The organism is Nocardia huaxiensis, assembly GCF_013744875.1.
Classification (GTDB): domain Bacteria; phylum Actinomycetota; class Actinomycetes; order Mycobacteriales; family Mycobacteriaceae; genus Nocardia; species Nocardia huaxiensis.
Genome location: NZ_CP059399.1, coordinates 3,644,049 through 3,663,137, shown reverse-complemented (window position 1 = coordinate 3,663,137; position 19,089 = coordinate 3,644,049). Strand labels below are relative to the sequence as shown.

General features: G+C 67.6%; 12 protein-coding genes and 2 pseudogenes. All 14 read left to right on the top strand.

Annotated features, from left to right (window positions below; all coding sequences use genetic code 11):
- Positions 1–354: 354 nt before the first annotated feature.
- Positions 355–1,296, top strand: a pseudogene (locus H0264_RS16280) (4-hydroxy-3-methylbut-2-enyl diphosphate reductase); the annotation flags it as partial.
- 130 nt (positions 1,297–1,426) lie between these two features.
- A complete protein-coding gene (locus H0264_RS16275) occupies positions 1,427–2,458 on the top strand; it encodes a phytoene/squalene synthase family protein (protein WP_181584742.1) in 1,032 nt (343 codons plus the stop codon).
- Positions 2,455–3,522 carry a polyprenyl synthetase family protein gene (locus H0264_RS16270; RefSeq protein ID WP_181584741.1) on the top strand — a complete coding sequence of 356 codons (1,068 nt, stop codon included), beginning with the start codon at positions 2,455–2,457 and terminating at the stop codon, positions 3,520–3,522. The genes H0264_RS16275 and H0264_RS16270 overlap by 4 nt, the downstream gene beginning before the upstream one ends.
- A gap of 38 nt (positions 3,523–3,560) precedes the next feature.
- Complete coding sequence (locus H0264_RS16265; protein ID WP_181584740.1) at positions 3,561–5,075, top strand: prenyltransferase/squalene oxidase repeat-containing protein; 1,515 nt, start codon at positions 3,561–3,563, stop codon at positions 5,073–5,075.
- Positions 5,076–5,080: 5 nt separating this feature from the next.
- Complete coding sequence (locus H0264_RS16260; RefSeq protein ID WP_181584739.1) at positions 5,081–6,883, top strand: 1-deoxy-D-xylulose-5-phosphate synthase; 1,803 nt, start codon at positions 5,081–5,083, stop codon at positions 6,881–6,883.
- A complete protein-coding gene (gene ispG / locus H0264_RS16255; RefSeq protein ID WP_181584738.1) occupies positions 6,880–8,043 on the top strand; it encodes a flavodoxin-dependent (E)-4-hydroxy-3-methylbut-2-enyl-diphosphate synthase in 1,164 nt (387 codons plus the stop codon). The genes H0264_RS16260 and ispG overlap by 4 nt, the downstream gene beginning before the upstream one ends.
- Positions 8,043–9,065, top strand: a pseudogene (locus H0264_RS39215) (squalene/phytoene synthase family protein). The gene ispG and the pseudogene H0264_RS39215 overlap by 1 nt, the downstream one beginning before the upstream one ends.
- A gap of 28 nt (positions 9,066–9,093) precedes the next feature.
- Positions 9,094–9,804: a class I SAM-dependent methyltransferase gene (locus H0264_RS16240; protein WP_181584735.1), complete on the top strand. Its 711-nt coding sequence runs from the start codon at positions 9,094–9,096 to the stop codon at positions 9,802–9,804.
- Between the two features lie 49 nt (positions 9,805–9,853).
- Positions 9,854–11,503 (top strand): (2,3-dihydroxybenzoyl)adenylate synthase, encoded by a 1,650-nt coding sequence (locus tag H0264_RS16235; protein ID WP_181584734.1) that lies wholly within the window; start codon positions 9,854–9,856, stop codon positions 11,501–11,503.
- Positions 11,503–12,258 (top strand): 2,3-dihydro-2,3-dihydroxybenzoate dehydrogenase, encoded by a 756-nt coding sequence (locus H0264_RS16230; protein WP_181584733.1) that lies wholly within the window; start codon positions 11,503–11,505, stop codon positions 12,256–12,258. Before H0264_RS16235 ends, H0264_RS16230 begins: the two co-directional genes overlap by 1 nt.
- A 25-nt stretch (positions 12,259–12,283) precedes the next feature.
- Positions 12,284–12,925, top strand: a complete 642-nt coding sequence (locus H0264_RS16225) for an isochorismatase family protein (protein WP_276314000.1) — start codon at positions 12,284–12,286, stop codon at positions 12,923–12,925.
- The gene (locus H0264_RS16220; RefSeq protein ID WP_181584731.1) at positions 12,925–17,697 is read left to right on the top strand and encodes a non-ribosomal peptide synthetase; all 4,773 of its coding nucleotides are present in this window, start codon (positions 12,925–12,927) and stop codon (positions 17,695–17,697) included. The genes H0264_RS16225 and H0264_RS16220 overlap by 1 nt, the downstream gene beginning before the upstream one ends.
- Positions 17,684–17,923 carry a phosphopantetheine-binding protein gene (locus tag H0264_RS16215; protein WP_181584730.1) on the top strand — a complete coding sequence of 80 codons (240 nt, stop codon included), beginning with the start codon at positions 17,684–17,686 and terminating at the stop codon, positions 17,921–17,923. Before H0264_RS16220 ends, H0264_RS16215 begins: the two co-directional genes overlap by 14 nt.
- The gene (locus tag H0264_RS16210; protein ID WP_244976204.1) at positions 17,920–19,029 is read left to right on the top strand and encodes an isochorismate synthase; all 1,110 of its coding nucleotides are present in this window, start codon (positions 17,920–17,922) and stop codon (positions 19,027–19,029) included. Before H0264_RS16215 ends, H0264_RS16210 begins: the two co-directional genes overlap by 4 nt.
- Positions 19,030–19,089 lie beyond the last annotated feature (60 nt).

Below are 19,089 nucleotides of genomic sequence, written 5' to 3'. Positions count from 1 at the left end.
CCTCGACGAGCGTACCAAATACTATGGCGCACTGGTCGATCCGCACATCCGAGCAGTGCGTTGGCAACAAGCTGACAGCGGCCCCGACGCCGGTGTTGGCAAGATGTTGCCAGCAACTTGAGCGATGCGCATTCGTGGATATCCTGGAAGCACAAGGCAGCCAGTCGAATTGGCGATCAGCAGCCTCTCGGAGTTGCTACTCATCGATTTCACGCGACCTGCAATGGACGCAATAGTGGCAGTTCTTCCGATTCCACATCACATCGAATCCGGGCGATTAATCGCGTGCAATAAATCAGGAGAATCGTTGAATTCCTCAGTGCTTCACAGCTGCGCCTCCCAGGGGGCAGATCGATGACCACGGCGAGCGGGAAACGAATTCTGCTGGCGCAACCGCACGGATACTGCGCCGGCGTCGACCGGGCGGTGGAGACCGTCGAGCGCGCCTTGGCCCTGCACGGCGCACCCCTGTACGTGCGCAAGGAGATCGTGCACAACCGCTTTGTCATCGAAGGCCTGCGGGAACGCGGGGTGATCTTCGTGGACGAGGTCGACGAGGTGCCGCCGGGCGCGCTGATGATCTTCTCCGCGCACGGTGTCGCACCGGCTGTGCGCCAGGCCGCCACTAACCGCGGTGTACGCACCGTCGACGCGACCTGTCCGCTCGTGACGAAGGTGCACCAGGAGGTGATCGCCTTCGCACGCAAGGATTTCGACATCCTGCTCATCGGGCACGCGGGTCACGAGGAAGTCGAGGGCACATTCGGCGAGGCGCCCGCGCATGTCCAGGTGGTCGACGGCCCGGACGCGGTGGACGCGGTCACCGTGCGTGACGAATCGAAAGTTGTGTGGCTGTCGCAGACCACGCTGAGTGTCGACGAGACGAAGGTGACCGTGGCGCGGCTCCGCGAACGCTTTCCGCTACTGCAGGATCCGCCCAGCGACGACATCTGCTATGCCTCCCAGAATCGCCAGAATGCAGTGAAGGCCATGGCCGCCGAATGCGATCTGGTGATCGTCATCGGTTCCCGGAATTCCTCCAACTCGCTGCGGCTGGTCGAGGTTGCACTCGAGGCGGGCGCCCGGCAGGCGCATCGGGTCGACAATGCCGGCGAGGTGGACCGCGAGTGGCTGACGAGCGCCGAGACGATTGGCATCACTGCGGGCGCGTCGGCGCCAACGGTGCTGGTACGGGAGTTGATCGAGCGGCTAGCCGAATTCGGCTACCTCGATGTGCAGCCGGTGGTGACCGCGCAGGAGACGCTGGTCTTCTCACTGCCCCGGGAGTTGCGCGCCGAGCCGCCTTCTCCCGCCGGGGCGAACACTCGAATCGCCTCCGGCCCGGTGGAATTGGAATTCGTGCCGGGAACGCCATCACTGGGGGCGGGCCGCAGGCGTTTCGACGAACCGTAGGGCAAAGAAGCTGATGTCGAATCATGAGCTCGACGCGGCCGGCATCGACGATCCGGATCTGCGCGCGGCTTTCCGAACGAGCGGCCGGATCCTGCGCCGCCAGCGGCGCGGAGAACAGCACGCGCGCTATTTGTTTCCCGCGGCCAAACGCCCGCATCTGGACGCCTGCTGGGGCGTTCTCGCCCACCTCACCGATATCGCCGACGGGTTCGAGCACAGTCCCGCCGTCCGCGCATTGCGCCTGGACGAATGGCAGGTCGCGTTCTCGTGCGCACTGGACGGCGTCCCCGATCTCACCGAAACCAGCAGTTCCACAACCGATCAGCGGGCCGATACCGCGCTCGCCGAGGCATTCGTGCATTTCCTGCACACCTGGAAAGTGCCCGCGGATTCCGTCCCCGCCTTCTTGGCGGGCCAGCGCCGCGCGCTGTGGGTCGAGGAATTCCGCACGCGCGCCGAGCTCGACGATTATCTGACTGCGGTCGCCCTGCCACCTGCCCTGTGGCTCAACGCGCTGCTCGAAACCATTTCCCCGGAGGCCGACTATCTGTGCTCGGAGGCCGCCCGGGCGTTTCGGCTCATCGACTTCCTGTGGGATATCCGGGCGGACCTGGACGCGGGCCGGCTGCACCTGCCCGAGGAGAGTTTGCGGCAGTTCGGAATCGATCGGGAACGTCTGCACTACGAGGTCGGCAGCGGCCGCGCCAGTAAAGCCGTCCGCCGTCTCATGCGTTACGAAATCGATTGCGCCCGTAATCATCTGGATATCGGAAGCGCCTGGCCCGACACCCTGCACGCGACGTCGCGGACATTCGCCCAGACGGAGGTCCGGCGACGCTACCGCATGCTCGAGCACCTGGAACGCGCGGAATGTGAATTCTTCGCCGACCCCGGGATGGAACGAAAACGACTGGCACTCAACACGATCGGCGCCGCACTGGTGGCCGTGACAAAAGCTCAGGTGATCAATCACCGCAACGGCCGCGGTCGGATGCTCTCGCTCACCTGTCTGTCGGAGGCCGTACGAGAAAGGGGGAAGCGATGACCTCGAATATTGCACCGCTTGTAGAAGCGGGCGAATCGACACCGGATGTCCAGGCCGTGGCGGATGCCGTCGCCGCCGCACGCAGGGCGATCACTCCGGTACAACGCGCGGTGGTCGACGATCTCGCCCCGCATCTGCGCCACATGGCCGGCTACCACCTGGGCTGGTGGGATGCCGAAGGCCGCCCGACCGGCGACGCGGGCAAGGCCCTGCGCCCCGCGCTGGCGATCACCTGCGCCCAGGCGGTCGCCGGCGCGCTCGCCTGGGAGGACCCCAGCGTCATCAATGCCGCGGTGGCTGTCGAACTGGTGCACGACTTCTCGCTGATCCACGACGACGTGATGGATCGGGATCAGCTGCGCCGCGGCCGTCCCGCCGCCTGGACGGTATTCGGTTCGAGCCAGGCCATTCTGGTCGGGGACGCCCTGCTGACCCTTGCGAACAACCTGCTCGCCGACGATCCGCTGTCCGGCGCGATGACCCGGGAACTGAATCTGGCCACGCTCGAGCTCTATGCCGGCCAATCCGCCGATCTCGCGTTCGAGGAGCGCATGGACGTCTCACTGGCGCAGTGCCTCGGAATGGCCGAAGGCAAGACCGGTGCGCTACTGGGGGCGTCCTGCCAGCTCGGCGCGCTGGCGGCCGGCGCCGATGCCGCCACTGCCGCGCACTACCGGCGCTTCGGCCGGCAGCTGGGTCTGGCCTATCAGCTCGTCGACGATCTGATGGGCATCTGGAGTCCGCCCGACCAGACCGGCAAACCACAGGGTTCGGACCTGTCGTCGCGGAAGAAGTCGCTGCCGGTGGTCGCGGCGCTCACGTCGGGGACGACGGCCGGTCAGCGGCTGGCCGACCTGTACCGGCAACCGGATCCCTTCGATGCCGCCACCGTCCTCGAGGCCGCGGACCTGGTCGAGGCCGCCGGTGGGCGCGAGTGGGCGAGCACCGAAGCCGAAATCCGTACGCGCGGTGCGCTGGCCGCGCTCGACCGGGCACGGCCGCTCGAGTCGGGAGCCGGTCCACTGCGTGATCTCACGCTGGCGATTCTCCGCCGCGACCGCTGATCTTCTGCCCGCCAACGACTTTCAGAAAGCAGCCACATATGGAAACCACCCAGTCCACCCTCGAACTCGTCCTCGAACGCGCGGTGCGCCACGTCGTCGACACCCAGGACGCCGCTGGCTCCTGGACCACCCCGCCCGCACCCCGCATTCTCGAGACCGGATTCGCCTGTTACGCCCTGTCCGTCGCGGGTGGCGCGGACGACGCGGTAGCCCGCGCCCGCACTTGGCTCGCACTCAATTCCGCGTCGCTGCAACACGACCCGATCGCGATCATGACCGAGAACGCGCTTCGCGACCTGTCACTGGGCAAGGCGGTCGAACTCGATCCGGACCATCCCGCACTGCGGAATCCGGTGCTGCGCTGGCGGATCGCACTGGTGCAGGCGCTCACGCTGCACGCGGGTCAGTGGGAGCACGTGTGGGGCGACCGCGCCGAAGCCGCACTGGCACAGCTGCGGTCCGAACTGTCGGAGCGCTACGAGACCGCGCGCAAGGACCGGCTGCGGGTGTGGAGCATCGTCGAGATAGCGGCTGCCCGGGTGATCGTCGAAACTCATCTCGGTGATGCGGAGGCGGCACGCGAAGCGGCCGCGACGATCGAATCCATTCAGTCCGAGGACGGTTCGGTCGCGGGCATGCCGATCAGCACCGCGATGGCGGTCCTGGCGCTGGGCATCGCGGATCCCGGCGGCGATGCGGTGCGGCGGGCCCGGGCGTATCTGGTCGCACAGCAGCTGGACAATGGCGGATTCGGCCTGCTGGTCTGCGATGTGTGGGACACCATCGTCACCATCTGGGCGTTCCGCGAGCACGAGACCTTCCGGCAGCACAGCCGGGACCGCGCGGTGGCCTTCCTGGAGTCCATGCAGCACCCGGACGGCGGATTCCCCTACGCCACCACGGTCGAACCGGATCTGGACAGCACCGCGGCGGCACTGCACGCACTGGTGGGCGTCTCGGATCCGGCCGTCATCGAGAGGTCCGTCGGCCTGTACCGGGACCACCAGCGGCCCGACGGTCTGTGGAACACCTACTACTACGCCAAGGACGTGCCGACCGATGACTGCGTCGCGCACATCGTCGCCGTCCTGAAACAGCTTCCCGAAGCCGGGACGCCGTCGATCACCGTTGCGCGGCAATGGCTTTCGGACCGGTTCAGCGCGGGTGAGGAATTCCTGTGCGTGTACCGGAACCGGCCCTACACCATCGACACCATCGGCGCCGCGATCGGTTACGACCACCCCGCGGTGCGGGACGCGGCCGCGCGTGTGGCGGCGGCGCAGAACTCGGACGGCGGATGGGGCCAGGAAGCGGGTGAGGACAGCTGCGCCACCGCGACCGGCGCGGCCCTTGCCTGTCTCGTGCACGTCGGCTGGCAGGACAGCGCGGCACTGGACCGAGCGGTCGAATACCTTGCGGCGACACAGCACGCGGACGGCTCCTGGCCCGGTCCGCCGGAGCTGCTCGGTCCGCGCCCGCTGCTCAGCTATGTGCCGGCACAGAGCCATGCGGTTGTGGCCACCGGGCTGATGACCCTGTCGGGCCGTTGCTGACGACCATGTCACCCGCAACGGCGGTATCCAACCTGCTCACCCGCATACAGAGACCGACCGATCTGCGCACGCTGTCGGCCGCCGAACTCCACTGTCTCGCCGGCGAGATCCGGCACTTCCTGATCCGCAAGGTCACCTCGACCGGTGGTCACCTGGGCCCGAACCTCGGGGTCGTCGAGCTGACTCTGGCGCTGCACCGGGTCTTCGACTCTCCTTCGGACCCGATCATTTTCGACACTGGCCACCAGGCCTACGTGCACAAGATCCTGACCGGGCGGCAGGACGGATTCGACACACTGCGCCGGCGCGGAGGTCTGTCCGGCTATCCGGCGCGCACCGAGAGCGAACACGACTGGGTGGAGTCGTCCCACGCCTCGACCGGACTGTCCTGTGCGGATGGACTGGCGAAAGCCTTCGCCCTGTCGGGGCGTTCGGATCGGCACGTCGTGGCGGTCGTCGGAGACGGCGCGCTGACCGGCGGCGTGTGCTGGGAGGCGCTGAACAACATAGCGGCGTCCCCGAACCAACCGGTCGTCATTGTGCTGAACGACAACGGCCGCTCCTACGCTCCGACTGTCGGGGGGCTCGCGAACCGGCTGACCACACTGCGTTCCGTGCCGGACGCGCCCGGCCCGCATACTTTGTTCCCGGATCTGGGCATCGCCTATATCGGCCCGGTCGACGGACACGACCTGCCGGCCCTGGAGTCGGCGCTGGTGCGCGCCAAGGAATCCGGCGGCCCGGTCATCGTGCACGCGGTGACGCGCAAAGGGATGGGGTACGAGCCCGCCGAGAACGACGAGCGGGATCGGATGCACGCCTGCGGGCCCCTCGATCCGATCACCGGCGCTCCGCTCGAATCGTCCCGGCCCGAATACCCGGACTGGACAGACGTGTTCGCCACCGAACTGGTGAACTGGGGTGCGCGCCGTCCCGATCTCGTAGCCGTCACCGCCGCCATGCCGGGCCCGACCGGAGTGGCCACGTTCGGAGATCGCTTCCCGGAGCGCATGTTCGACGTCGGCATCGCCGAACAGCACGCGGTCGCCTCGGCTGCGGGAATGGCGCTGGGCGGACTGCATCCGGTCGTGGCCGTCTACTCGACCTTCCTCAATCGTGCCTTCGATCAGGTGCTGATGGACGTGGCGCTGCCGGGACTGCCGGTGACCTTCGTGCTGGACCGCTCCGGTGTCACCGGCCCGGACGGGGCAAGCCACAATGGCGTCTGGGATCTGTCCGTGCTGGGCATGGTGCCGGGTATGCGGGTGGCCGCGCCCCGGGATGCGGCGACGCTGCGGGAGGAGTTCGCCGAGGCGCTCGCCGTCACCGACGGACCGACCGCGCTCCGATTCCCCAAGGGCGCAACCGGACCCGGCATTCCGGCGGCGCGACGGGACGGTGGCGTCGATGTGCTGCGCGCTGCCGCGCATCCCGAAGTGCTGCTGATCGCGGTCGGCCCGCTCGCCGAGCAGGCGCTGATCGCCGCGGCGGCCCTGCACGAGCGGGGAATCGAAGCGCTCGTGGTGGATCCGCGCTGGGTGCTGCCCGTGCCGCCGGCCCTCGCGGAACTGGCGGCCGGGGTCCGGCTCGTGGTCACCGTCGAGGACTCGGGAGTACACGGCGGCTTCGGTTCGGCCGTGACGGCACGGCTGCGGGACGACGGCGTCTCCGCCTCGATCCGTATTGCCGGTGTGCCGCAACGGTTTCTCGAACATGGGTCACGCGATGAGATTTTGCGCGAACTCGAACTCACGGGTGCCGGGATCGCCACCCGCGTCACCACCTGGCTGGCGGAGGTGACCCGATGACGGGCACGATCGCGCTCGGCATGCCCGGCATGCCCGGCATCGCCGGAAGTACCACCGGCACAGTAACTCTCGCGCCGCGGCGTAAGACGCGCCAGTTGATGGTGGGCAATGTCGGGGTGGGCAGTGATTTCCCCGTGTCGGTCCAGTCGATGACCACCACCAAGACCCATGACGTGAACGCCACCCTGCAGCAGATCGCGGAGTTGACCGCGTCGGGCTGCGACATCGTCAGAGTCGCGTGCCCGCGCCAGGAGGACGCGGACGCGCTGCCGATCATCGCCAAGAAATCGGGCATCCCGGTGATCGCCGACATCCACTTCCAGCCCAAATACATTTTCGCCGCGATCGACGCCGGCTGTGCCGCGGTGCGCGTGAACCCGGGCAATATCAAGGAATTCGACGGCCGCGTCAAGGAGGTCGCCAAGGCGGCCGGCGCGGCGGGCATCCCGATCCGCATCGGCGTCAACGCGGGCTCGCTCGACAAGCGCATGATGGCCAAGTACGGCAAGGCCACCCCCGAGGCGCTGGTGGAATCGGCGCTGTGGGAAGCCTCGCTGTTCGAGGAGCACGGCTTCGGCGACATCAAGATCTCGGTCAAGCACAACGACCCGGTGGTCATGGTCGAGGCCTACCGTCAGCTCGCCGCCCAGTGCGACTACCCGCTGCATCTGGGCGTGACCGAGGCCGGTCCCGCCTTCCAGGGCACCATCAAGTCCGCGACCGCGTTCGGTGCGCTGCTGTCCCAGGGCATCGGCGACACCATTCGGGTGTCGCTGTCGGCGCCTCCGGCCGAAGAGGTGAAGGTCGGCGGTCAGATCCTGCAGTCGCTGAACCTGCGCCCCCGCAAGCTCGAGATCGTGTCCTGTCCGTCGTGCGGTCGCGCGCAGGTCGATGTGTACACCCTGGCCAACGAGGTCACCGCCGGCCTGGAAGGCATGGAGGTCCCGCTGCGGGTGGCCGTCATGGGCTGTGTCGTCAACGGTCCCGGTGAAGCCCGCGAGGCCGACCTCGGTGTCGCCTCGGGCAACGGCCGCGGCCAGATCTTCGTCAAGGGCGAGGTCATCAAGACCGTGCCCGAACACCTCATCGTCGAAACCCTCATCGAGGAGGCCATGCGCCTCGCCGAGGAAGTCTCGAAATCCGAAGGAGCACAACAGTAATGAACGACGCAGAACTCGACGCCGCCGGAATCTCCGATCCCGGCCTGCGCCGCGACTATCTGATCACCGGTCGCGTCCTGGCCCGGCACGGTCGAGGTTTGGAGCGGATTCGCTACATGTTCCCGACGCCGAAGCGCCCCTACATGGATGCGCTGTGGACCTTCATCGGATATCTCGACGACCTCGCCGACGAGCCGTCGCAGAGTGCCGAGATCCGGCTCCTGCGACTCGCGGAATGGCAGCGGGCGTTCGAACGCCACCGCAATGACGAGCCCGCCCGCGATCGCACCAACCTGTCCACCGGCGAGGTGGACGACGAGGCCACCGCGCGCGCCTTCGTCCACATGATGCGTACCTGGAATCTCCCACTGGAGCGGGTCTCCGACTACATCGACGCCCAGCGCCGCGCCATCCACACCACCGAATACCGCACATACGAGGATCTGCTCGACTACGTAGAGAACATCACGCTGCTGCCGTCGCTGTGGATGAACACGCTGTACGAGACCTCGTCACCGGAGTCGGAAGCACTGTGCCGCCAAGCGGTTACGGCTTTCAAGCTCATGGACTTCATCTGGGACGTCCCCGAGGACCTGGAAACCGGGCACCTCTATCTGCCGCTCTAGGATCTCGAGCAGTTCGGGCTGGATCGGGCCCGTCTCACCCACGAGATCACCACCGGCACACCGAGCCGTGCGCTGCGGGATCTCATGCGCTTCCAGATCGAGCGCGCACGCCGGCATCTCGACGCCGGGCGGGACTGGGCGCAGACCGTCCACCCGACCTCGCGGGCCTTCCTCGATTTCAATATCCGGCGGAACTACCGCCTCATCGGCGAGCTCGAGAAGGACGATCTCCGATTGGCGGTCGGCGCACAGCGCAAGGCGCCCGCTCTCGCCGTCGCGACGATCGCCGACATCCTCGTGGCCATTGCCAAAGCCTGGCTGATAAATCAGCGGGCCACCCGCGCGGGCTATCGCCTGCCGGTGTCACCGGCAGCCGAAACCGTCCTCCAGCACTGACAACAACCGCACGACAGGAGCTTTCATCATGACCACGGCACGCGAGGATGCACGGGACCGCACACTCGACTACGAGGCCGTCTACCGCGGCGAGGGACCGTTCGGCGGCAATCCGCCGTGGGAGATCGGCGACCCCCAGCCCGCGTTCGTCGCCGAGGAAGCCGCCGGCCACATCCGCGGCGATGTCCTCGACGCCGGCTGCGGCACCGGCGACAATGCGCTCTACCTGGTGGGCCGCGGCTACGCCGTCACCGGTGTGGACCGGTCGACCACCGCGATCGAGATCGCGCGCCGCAAAACCGCCGAGCGAAATCTCCAGGCCACCTTCGCCGTTGCGGACGCACTGGTGCTCGACGGATACGACGACAGCTTCGACACCGTCGTCGATTCCGGGCTCGCGCACCGCTTCGGCCACCCGGAACTCGTCCGCTACGCGGCCGCCCTGCACCGGGTGTGCCGTCCGGGTGCGGTGGTGATCGTGCACGCGATCAGCGACCGCGTGCGCGAGCTGTTCGACAACGACCTCGCCGGAATTCTCCGCGATATGCGAGCGCAGAACGGCGGGAACGGCTTCGACTGGACCACCATGCCGAAGATGAGCGCTGAGCTGCTGCGCGGCGGTTTCGCCGCTGGGTGGGAGCTGGAGGCTCTCGAAACCTCCACCATTCGAACAGCTTTCCCCTTCACCCCGGAACCGTTCGACATTCCGGCCTGGATAGGCCGTTTCCGGCGCGCCTGATCCGGCGCGGGCACGACCACTACACACAGCGAGGGCACGGGGTACGGGTATGACGAGTGATCTCGATTCGAAGGATGTCCGGTCGGATGAGCGGGCCGCCGAGTGGGTCCCCTGGCCCGCCGAGACGGCGGCGGCCTATCGAGACAGCGGCTACTGGCTCGGGGAGCCGCTGTACCGGGTCATCGCGGCGGGGGATCCCGCGGCGGTCGCGGTTGTCGATCCGCAACGCCGGATCACCTACGGCGAGTTGGCTTCCCGGACCGAGCGCCTGGCCGCCGGGCTGCTGCGTACCGGGCTGCGCCCCGGCGACAATGTCGTCGTACAGCTGCCCAATCGCAGCGAACTCGTCGTGCTCATGCTGGCCCTGTTCCGGATCGGTGTCCGCCCGGTCTTCGCGATGGCGAGTCACCGGCAGGCCGAGATCACCTACTTCGCCCGGCACACGGAGGCCCGCGCGTACTTCATCGTGGATCGGCACCAGGGCTTCGACTACCGTCCCCTGGCCCGGCAGGTCGGTGTCGAAGTGCCGAGTCTGCGAACGGTGATCGTGGTCGGAGATCCAGCGGAGTTCCACTCCTTCGATGCCGTGGACGCGGAGCCGGCGGACCTGCCCGTGGTCGACCCCGGCACGATCGCCCTGTTCCTGCTGTCGGGCGGTACCACCGGGGTGCCGAAACTCATTCCCCGCACCCACGACGACTACTCCTGCACCTTCCGGGGCAGTGCGCAGGTGTGTGAATTCGATTCGGGCAGTGTGTATCTGGCGGCACTGCCGATGGTGCACAACTTCCCGCTCGCGAGTCCGGGCGTGCTCGGTGCGCTGAGCACGGGCGGGACGGTGGTCCTCGCACCCGACCCCAGCCCGGCCACCGTCTTCGCGCTGATCGAACGGGAAGGCGTCACAGTGACCTCGGCCGTGCCCGCCGTGGCCGAGCTGTGGGCCGCACACGCGACGACGACATCCGCCGACCTGTCCTCGCTGGCAATGCTGCAGATCGGCGGGGCCCGCCTGGATCCTGAAGCAGCACTCCGCATTTCGCGCCGGCTCCGCTGTCCGATCCAGCAGGTCTTCGGGATGGCCGAGGGCCTGATCTGCTACACCCGTTCCAGCGATACCGAGGAGGTACGCCACACCACCCAGGGCCGGCCCATGTCACCCGCCGACGAGATCCGGGTGCTGGATGCCGACGGTGTCCCGGTTCCCGCGGGCTCGGTCGGAGAACTCCATGTCCGGGGGCCGTACACGATTCGCGGATACTATCGCGCGCCCGAGCACAATCGCTCCGCGTTCACCACCGACGGCTTCTACCGCACCGGCGATCTGGTCCGGGTGACCGACAGCGGGCACCTCGTGGTGATGGGCCGGATCAAGGACCAGATCAATCGGGGCGGCGAGAAGATCTCGGCACCCGAGCTCGAGCGACATCTGCTCTCGCACGGGCTGATTCGCGATGTCGCGGTGGTCCCCATCGCCGACGACCGTCTCGGCGAACGGATTTGCGCGGTCGTCGTGGCGGACGGCGCGGCCCCGAGCCTGCGGGACGTGCTGTCCCACCTCCGCACATCCGGCGTCGCCGCGTACAAGCACCCGGACATCCTGCTGGTGGCGGATCGGCTGCCGCGCACTCCCGTCGGCAAGGTCGACAAACGCGCACTGGCCGATCAGGCAGCGCGCGAGCTCCGGACCGGAGGGCTGTGATGCGCGGCAAGGTCGCCGTCGTTACCGGCGCGGCGGGAGGCATAGGAGGCGCCGTCGTCCGATCGCTCGGCGCGCGGGGCGTGCGGGTCGCGGCCGTGGATCTGCACTCGGCGGAACCGGATTCGGCGCCCGGCGCACCGGAGGTCCTGCCCTTCGCATGCGACGTCGCCGACGCCGACGCCGTCGAGAACATGGTAGAAGCCACCGAGAATCGGCTGGGCCCCATCGATTTCCTCGTCAATGCCGCGGGTGTGCTGCGCCTCGGCGCTGCGCGGCAGCTCACCGACACCGACTGGTCCACGACCTTCGCGGTGAATGCCACCGGCGTGTTCAACACCTCCCGGGCCGTGGTGAATCGCATGGCGCCGCGCGGAAGCGGCGCACTGGTCACGATCGTCTCCAATGCCGCCGCCACCCCACGCGTCCAGATGTCCGCGTACGCCGCCTCCAAGGCCGCCGCGGAAATGTTCACCAAGTGTCTCGGCCTCGAGGTCGCCGAATACGGAATCCGGTGCAATCTGGTGGCCCCGGGCTCCACCGACACCCCGATGCTCACCTCCATGTGGGCCGACGAGACCGGTCGCATCGGCACCATCGACGGCGTACCCGGCGCCTATCGGGTCGGCATCCCGCTGCGGAAACTGGCCGCGCCCGAGGACATCGCCGACGCCGCGCTGTTCCTGCTCTCCGACCGCGCCGCGCATATCACCATGCACCGCTTGACCGTCGACGGCGGCGCCACCCTCGGCGTCTGACCCCTTCTCGACACCGCACGAAAGGATGGCCGTGTCCGCACTGCCCGAAATCATCGACTATCCGCTACCGACCAACCACGAACTGCCGCCGAATGTCGCGGACTGGACCGTGGCCCCGGATCGAGCGGTCCTGCTCATTCACGATATGCAGCAGTACTTCCTGCGGTCTCTACCGGAAGGTCTGCGTGAGCGCCTTGTCACCAATATCGCGGAGCTCCGCAAACGCTGCGACGAATTGGGTATCCGCATTGCCTACACCCAACAGCCCGGCGCCATGTCGGCAGCGGATCGCGGTCTGCTGCAAGCCTTCTGGGGACCCGGCATGCGCGGCGATGGCGCCGATCGCGAAGTCATCGCGGATCTGCGCCCGGCCGACGGGGACTGGGTGTTCACGAAATGGCGGTACAGCGCCTTCGTCCGATCCGATCTGCTGGAACGCATGCGCCACGCCGGTCGTGACCAGCTGATCGTCTGTGGGGTGTACGCCCATATCGGCGTGCTGACCACCGCCGTCGACGCGTTCAGCAACGACATCCAGACCTTCCTCGTCGCCGACGCGGTCGCCGACTTCTCCGCGGAACACCATCGCATCGCACTCGATATCGCCGCCCGGAAATGTGCCGTCGTCACGACCTGCGCGGAAGTTCTGGCCGAGCGGGGCGCGTGATGACGAGCACGCGACAGGTGTGGCCGCTGACCGCGCCACAGCTCGGCATCTGGAACGCCCAGCGGCTGGCGCCGGACAATCCGATCTTCAATACCGGTCAATACCTGGATATTTCGGCTGAGGTCGAGGTGGACCTGTTCCGCCGCGCCATCCGGCACGTGGTGGCCGACACCCAGGCGCTCTGGTCGCGTCCCTTCGAACGTGACGGCAGGCCATTCCAGGAACTGCACCCGGGAGACCCCGGCCAGGTCGACGTACCGTTCATCGACGTGTCCGAGGCCGTCGATCCCGACGTCGCGGCGCTGGAGTTCATGAGGACCGATCTGCGACAGCCGGTCCGGCTGGACGACGGTCCGCTGTTCCACCAGGCCATGATTCGGGTTGGTGACCACCACTATCGGTATTACCAGCGGGCCCACCACCTGATGCTCGACGGCGCGGGAATGGCAGCCGTGATGCGCCGCGTGGTCTCCGCCTACAGCACGCTCCTGGCGGGCGGCTCGGCAGCGGACCTCACTGCCGCAGAACCCATTTCACTACTGCTGGACGAAGAATTCAGCGAGCGCACGACGGCCCGCCGTACCGCCGACCTGGCCTACTGGCGCAGCGAGTTCACCGACGTACCGGACTATGCCGGGCTCTCGGGCCGAATTGCCACGACCGCACCAGAATTCCTGCGTACGACCCTCGAGTTGACCGGTCTCGATGCCGTGATCGCCTGCGCCCATGCGTGTTCGGTCACCTGGCCCGAGGTGCTCACTGCGGCCTGGGCCGCCTACACGCATCGTATGACCGGCGCCGATGATCTCGTGCTGGGCATTCCGCTGGCCGCCGGACTGGGGACGGTCGCGCATCGGGTTCCCGGCATGTCGGTCCGTGTCGTTCCGGTGCGGCTGCGGGTCCACTCGGCGGACACCGTGCCTGAGTTGATCCGCGGCACCGCGGATCAACTGCGCGAGGCCGCGCGGCACCGCACCGTCGGAGCCGAGGAGCTGTGCCGCGCACTCGATCTCGGAGAGCGAACCCGACTGCACGGCGCGCAGGTGAACTTCCTGCCCTTCTTCCGTCCGCCGGCCTTCCCGGGCGGATCGTGCCGGATGCACAACCTTGCCGCCGGACCGGTCGACGACCTGTCGCTGCTCGTCTACGACCGGGAGCCCGGTCGCGCCGCCCGGATCGATATCGACGCGAATCCCGCGCTGTACACCGCGGCCGAGCTCACCTCGCATGCCCGGCGCTTCCACGACTTCCTCCACACGTTCGTGCGCGCGGCCGACGGCAGCGACACCGTCGGCGGGCTGGATCTGCTCAACGCCACCGAATGGGCCGCACTGCAACAGGAATGGAATCAGAGCGCACACCCGGTACCCAATCGGACCCTGGTGGATCTGATCCAGGATCGGGTACGCACCTCGCCGAGCGATACCGCTTTGATCTGGGACGATTCCCAGTTGACCTACTCGCAGCTGAACGCCGAGGCGAATCGCCTGGCACACAGGCTGATCGACCTGGGCGCGACCGCCGACGCGATCGTCGCCGTCGGCATGCACCGCTCCCCGCGCCTGGTCATAGCCCTGCTCGCGATACTCAAAGCCGGTGCGGCCTTCCTTCCTCTGGATCCGGACTATCCGGCCGAGCGGCTGGGCTACATGATCGAGGATGCCCGGCCAGTGGTCGTCCTGACGGAGACGACCACCTCCCTGGCCACGGGCCACATACCCACCCTGGCACTCGACGACCCGGCCGTCGCCACCGACCTCGCGTCCCGCGGTAACGAGAACCCCTGTACCGGAATCGAACCCGGCCACTCCGCCTACGTCCTCTACACCTCCGGATCAACCGGGAAGCCGAAGGGCGTCGTCATCGAGCACGCGGGCATTGTGAACCGCCTGCTGTGGATGCAGTCGGCATTTGGCCTGACCACCACCGATCGGGTGCTCCAGAAAACGCCGTCGAGCTTCGACGTCTCGGTGTGGGAGTTCTTCTGGCCCTTGTTCACCGGCGCCGCCCTGGTGCTGGCGCGCCCCGGCGGACACCGCGAGCCCGACTACCTCGCCCGCGAGATCCAGCGCCACTCCGTCACCACGATTCACTTCGTCCCGTCCATGCTGCGTGCGTTCCTCGAGGAACCCACCGCACGGGACTGCACGTCCCTCACCACCGTCATCTGTAGCGGCGAGGAGCTGAGCGCGGAACTGTGCGCGGCCTTCCATCGGACTCTCGACGCGGGACTGCACAACCTGTACGGGCCGACGGAGGCGTCGATCGACGTCACGTGGTGGGAATGCCGCCCCGACCGAACCGAAAACCCGGTTCCGATCGGCCACCCCATCTGGAATACCCGGACGCTCGTCCTCGACCCGAACCGGCGCCCGCTGCCGACGGGCGTCGCAGGCGAACTCTACCTGGGCGGAACGGGCCTGGCGCGCGGCTATCTCCGTCGTCCGGACCTCACTGCGGAACGTTTCGTCGACGATCCCTTCCGCCCCGGCGAACGCCTCTACCGCACCGGCGATCGCGCCCGCATCCGCCCCGACGGCGCGGTGGAATTCCTCGGGCGGATCGACGATCAGATCAAATTGCGCGGCCTGCGCATCGAACTCGGCGAGATCGAAACCGCGCTGCGCGAGGTCACCCGCTGCGAGGAGGTCGCCGTTGTCGTTGTGACAACGGCGAATGGTGCGCAAACACTGGTCGGGTGCGCCCGCACCGACGACCACCCCGATCCGATCACCGTGCGGGACAGACTCTCCGAGTGGCTGCCCGCGCATATGGTGCCCAGCCACTATCTGTGGCTAGGCAGGATGCCACTCACGCCCAGCGGGAAGCTGGACCGCAGAACCCTTGCCGCACAGGCGGTCAGCACCATGCGCGGACCGACTGCGGATCATCACACACCCCCGCGGAACGAGATCGAGCAGCGTCTCGCCCACATCTGGGCCACGGTGCTCGAACGGGATGCCGTCGGTATCGACGACCGCCTCTACGATCTCGGCATCGACTCCATCGTGGCCATCCGGCTGGCGGGCGCGATGCGGCAGGCCGGATGGGCGGCCGAGGTCCACGAGCTGATGCGGCGGCAGACCATCCGCGGGCTCATGGACGCCGGCGCGATCACCCACAAAGCCGCTTCCGCCGCGTGGGAGACAACGAAACCCTTTGCACTGCTGGATGACTCGGATAGGCATCGGCTATCCGCCACCATCGTCGACGCCTACCCCGCCACGCAGCTCCAGCTCGGCATGATCTACCACACCGACCTCGATCCGAACCGCGCGGCTTTCCACGACGTGTTCACCTACCGGCTGGCCCTGCCGCTGGACCGAACGATCCTGTCCGGGCTGCTGGCGCGCATGGTCGCCGACCACGACGTCCTGCGCACCTCGTTCGCGCTCGCGGGATATTCCAGACCGCTACAGCTGGTTCACCAGCGCGCCGAACCGGTCCTCGCGGTATACGACCTCCGGCATCTCGACGATGCCGGACAACGCCGCGCGGTGCGGCTGTGGACAGAGGGCGAGAAGCACACCCCGTTCCGCTGGGAGATCCCGGCGATGCTGCGTTTCGCCGTACATGACCTCGCCGCAGCAGAATTCACACTGTCCATCGGATTCCACCATTCGATTCTGGACGGCTGGAGCTTCACACAGCTCATCGCCCGGCTCGTCGACGACTACCGCCGCGCGGTACTCGGACTGCCGCCGGTAGCCGCCTCTCCCACACCCCCCGCGTACCGGGACTATGTGGCGGCCCTGGAGACCGCCCAGCAGGATCGCGAAGCCCACGACCACTGGCGTCGCGTGCTCGCCGATCAACCGCCGACTCCCGCCCTCACCACACTGCCCCCACTGCGCACCGGCCCGCGCTGGACCGAAGCCGAGCTGGACCTCGGCGCGCAGGCTTCCCAGCGCCTGGCCGAACTCGCACGACAGCACGGCCTGCCGGTGCGCAACATCTGTCTGGCCATGCATTTTCGTGCACAGGCGATGCTCTCCGGCACCGACGACGTCACGACCGGGGTCTTCAACCACGGCCGGCTCGAACATCCCGACGCGGAACGCATGATCGGCCTGTTCCTGAACGTCCAGCCGATCAGGATCACCGTGCCGCCCACCGAGGCGGAGCTGTACGGATCGGTGACCGACGCACTGCACACCGCCATGCGGTACCCGCGCTACTCTTACGCCTCGATCCTGGCCTCCGCCAAGGGAATCCGGCCCGATCAGACCGCCGTCAACTTCGTCCACTTCCGCACCCTCGCCGACCGATTGGGAGCGGACGGCAATCGCGTCATCATCGAGACGAAGGTCTTCGAGCACACCGACTACTCCCTGCTGGTCACCTTCGTCACCGATCCGTTCACCGAACAGCTCACGGTGCTGTTCAACGCGGACGGAGACGTCATCGACGAAACCCGCATGGACGAGATCACCGCCGTGTATCACCGATTGGCGGTCGAATTCCTCGGTGCACCGGGGCCTCTCACCGACCTCCGCGACGAGCACCTCGAAAACGACCGTGCCGGACAGATACTCGCGGTGGTGGCGGACGTCTACCACGAAACCACCGGCCGGGAACCCGACCTGGAGTCGGAACTACTCGACTTCACTCCCGACTCGATCACCCGCCTGCGCCTGGCCGCCGAACTCCGCAGCCGCACCGGGCTGGACCTGCCACTGCGCACATTGCTCAGCGCGGCCCCGGTCCGTGATCTCGTCAAAGCCGCCTGGGCCTCGACTCTCAGCGAAAGGACATTCGATGACACCCTTTGAGCACGAAATCCGGGCGACAGTGGCCGCGGTCGTGCAGCGGGCACCGGAGGAGTTCGACAGCCGGACCAGCCTGGTCGACCAGGGGATCGACTCGCTCGCGATCATGTCGCTCGCCACCACCTGGCAGCACGAGGGTCACGACATCGCCTATGGCGACCTGATCTCGGAACCGACCATCACGGCATGGGCAGCCCTGCTGGGCAATCGAGTGGTCCCGAGACGATGAACCCCGATCCAGCCTTTCTCCTCGCCCGGCCCGACCGCACTGTGATCGCGCACGGCACCGGACGGGTATTCCGCTCCACACAGCAGGCCGCGGCAGCGCTGCGCCGAGGCGAGGTCGGCCACATTGTCGGGGCGCTGCCGTTCGTGGCGGACGCTCCCGCAGCGCTGTGGGCGCCGCGGTCGATATCGGTGGACGAACACGGCTATCAACCACCCGGTCCGGCCCAGCCGATCTTCGAATTCCGGGAGGCCCGCCCGGAACCCGAGGCTCATATGCGCCGGGTGGCCGAGGCCGTTCGCCTGCTCCGTGATCCGGCACATCCGGTCCGGAAGGTCGTGCTGGCGAGATCGATTCGGGCACAGGCGTCCGACACGGTACGCCCGATGCAGATCCTGGATCGCCTGGTGACCACCGACCCGATGGGCAACGGCTTCCTCGTCGATCTCTCCGCCGCAGGCGGACGGTATGCCGGGCGGCACCTCATCGGGTCGAGCCCGGAGATTCTGGTGCGGCGCAATGGCATCGACGTACTGAGCCATCCGCTCGCGGGCTCCGCCCGCCGCGATATCGACGACACCACCGATCGCGAGGTCGCGCGGACACTGCTCGGGTCGTCGAAGGATCAGCACGAGCATCGGTATGTGGTCGATCAGGTGAGCACTGTGCTGCGTGATCGCTGCGCCGAAGTACACACGCCCGCACCGGAACTCACCAGCACCCCGGAAATGTGGCATCTCGGGACGCCGATCACCGCCACCGTGCGCGCCGACGGGCCGTCGGCGCTGGAACTGGCGGCGGCACTGCATCCGACACCCGCGATCTGCGGGACGCCCACCGCCGAGGCCGCCCGGCTCATCGCCGAACTCGAAGATGACCGCGGCTTCTACGCGGGCGCGGTCGGCTGGTGCGATGCCGACGGCAACGGTGAATGGATGGTCAGCATCCGCTGCGCCGAACTCGCCGCCGACGGCCGCAGCCTGCTCGCGCACGCGGGCGGCGGCATCGTCGCCGAATCCGATCCCGCCGCCGAATTGGCCGAGACCACCGCCAAATTCCAGCGCATCCTGCGCCCGCTCGGCATTTCCCTCCCGGTCACGGTCGCCTGACCACCGCCCTGATCCTCGAAACCTCGGAAAAGGGGAAGGCCCCGAGTCGAAATCGACTCG

Bases quoted from the DNA above. Each gene is read 5' to 3' on its own strand.
- H0264_RS16270 (WP_181584741.1), top strand. From the start codon at position 2,455: ATGACCTCGAATATTGCACCGCTTGTAGAAGCGGGCGAATCGACACCG.
- H0264_RS16235 (WP_181584734.1), top strand. From the start codon at position 9,854: ATGACGAGTGATCTCGATTCGAAGGATGTCCGGTCGGATGAGCGGGCC.
- H0264_RS16210 (WP_244976204.1), top strand. From the start codon at position 17,920: ATGAACCCCGATCCAGCCTTTCTCCTCGCCCGGCCCGACCGCACTGTG.
- H0264_RS16225 (WP_276314000.1), top strand. From the start codon at position 12,284: ATGGCCGTGTCCGCACTGCCCGAAATCATCGACTATCCGCTACCGACC.
- H0264_RS16215 (WP_181584730.1), top strand. From the start codon at position 17,684: ATGACACCCTTTGAGCACGAAATCCGGGCGACAGTGGCCGCGGTCGTG.
- H0264_RS16260 (WP_181584739.1), top strand. From the start codon at position 5,081: ATGTCACCCGCAACGGCGGTATCCAACCTGCTCACCCGCATACAGAGA.
- H0264_RS16275 (WP_181584742.1), top strand. From the start codon at position 1,427: ATGTCGAATCATGAGCTCGACGCGGCCGGCATCGACGATCCGGATCTG.
- H0264_RS16220 (WP_181584731.1), top strand. From the start codon at position 12,925: ATGACGAGCACGCGACAGGTGTGGCCGCTGACCGCGCCACAGCTCGGC.
- H0264_RS16240 (WP_181584735.1), top strand. From the start codon at position 9,094: ATGACCACGGCACGCGAGGATGCACGGGACCGCACACTCGACTACGAG.
- ispG (WP_181584738.1), top strand. From the start codon at position 6,880: ATGACGGGCACGATCGCGCTCGGCATGCCCGGCATGCCCGGCATCGCC.
- H0264_RS16265 (WP_181584740.1), top strand. From the start codon at position 3,561: ATGGAAACCACCCAGTCCACCCTCGAACTCGTCCTCGAACGCGCGGTG.
- H0264_RS16230 (WP_181584733.1), top strand. From the start codon at position 11,503: ATGCGCGGCAAGGTCGCCGTCGTTACCGGCGCGGCGGGAGGCATAGGA.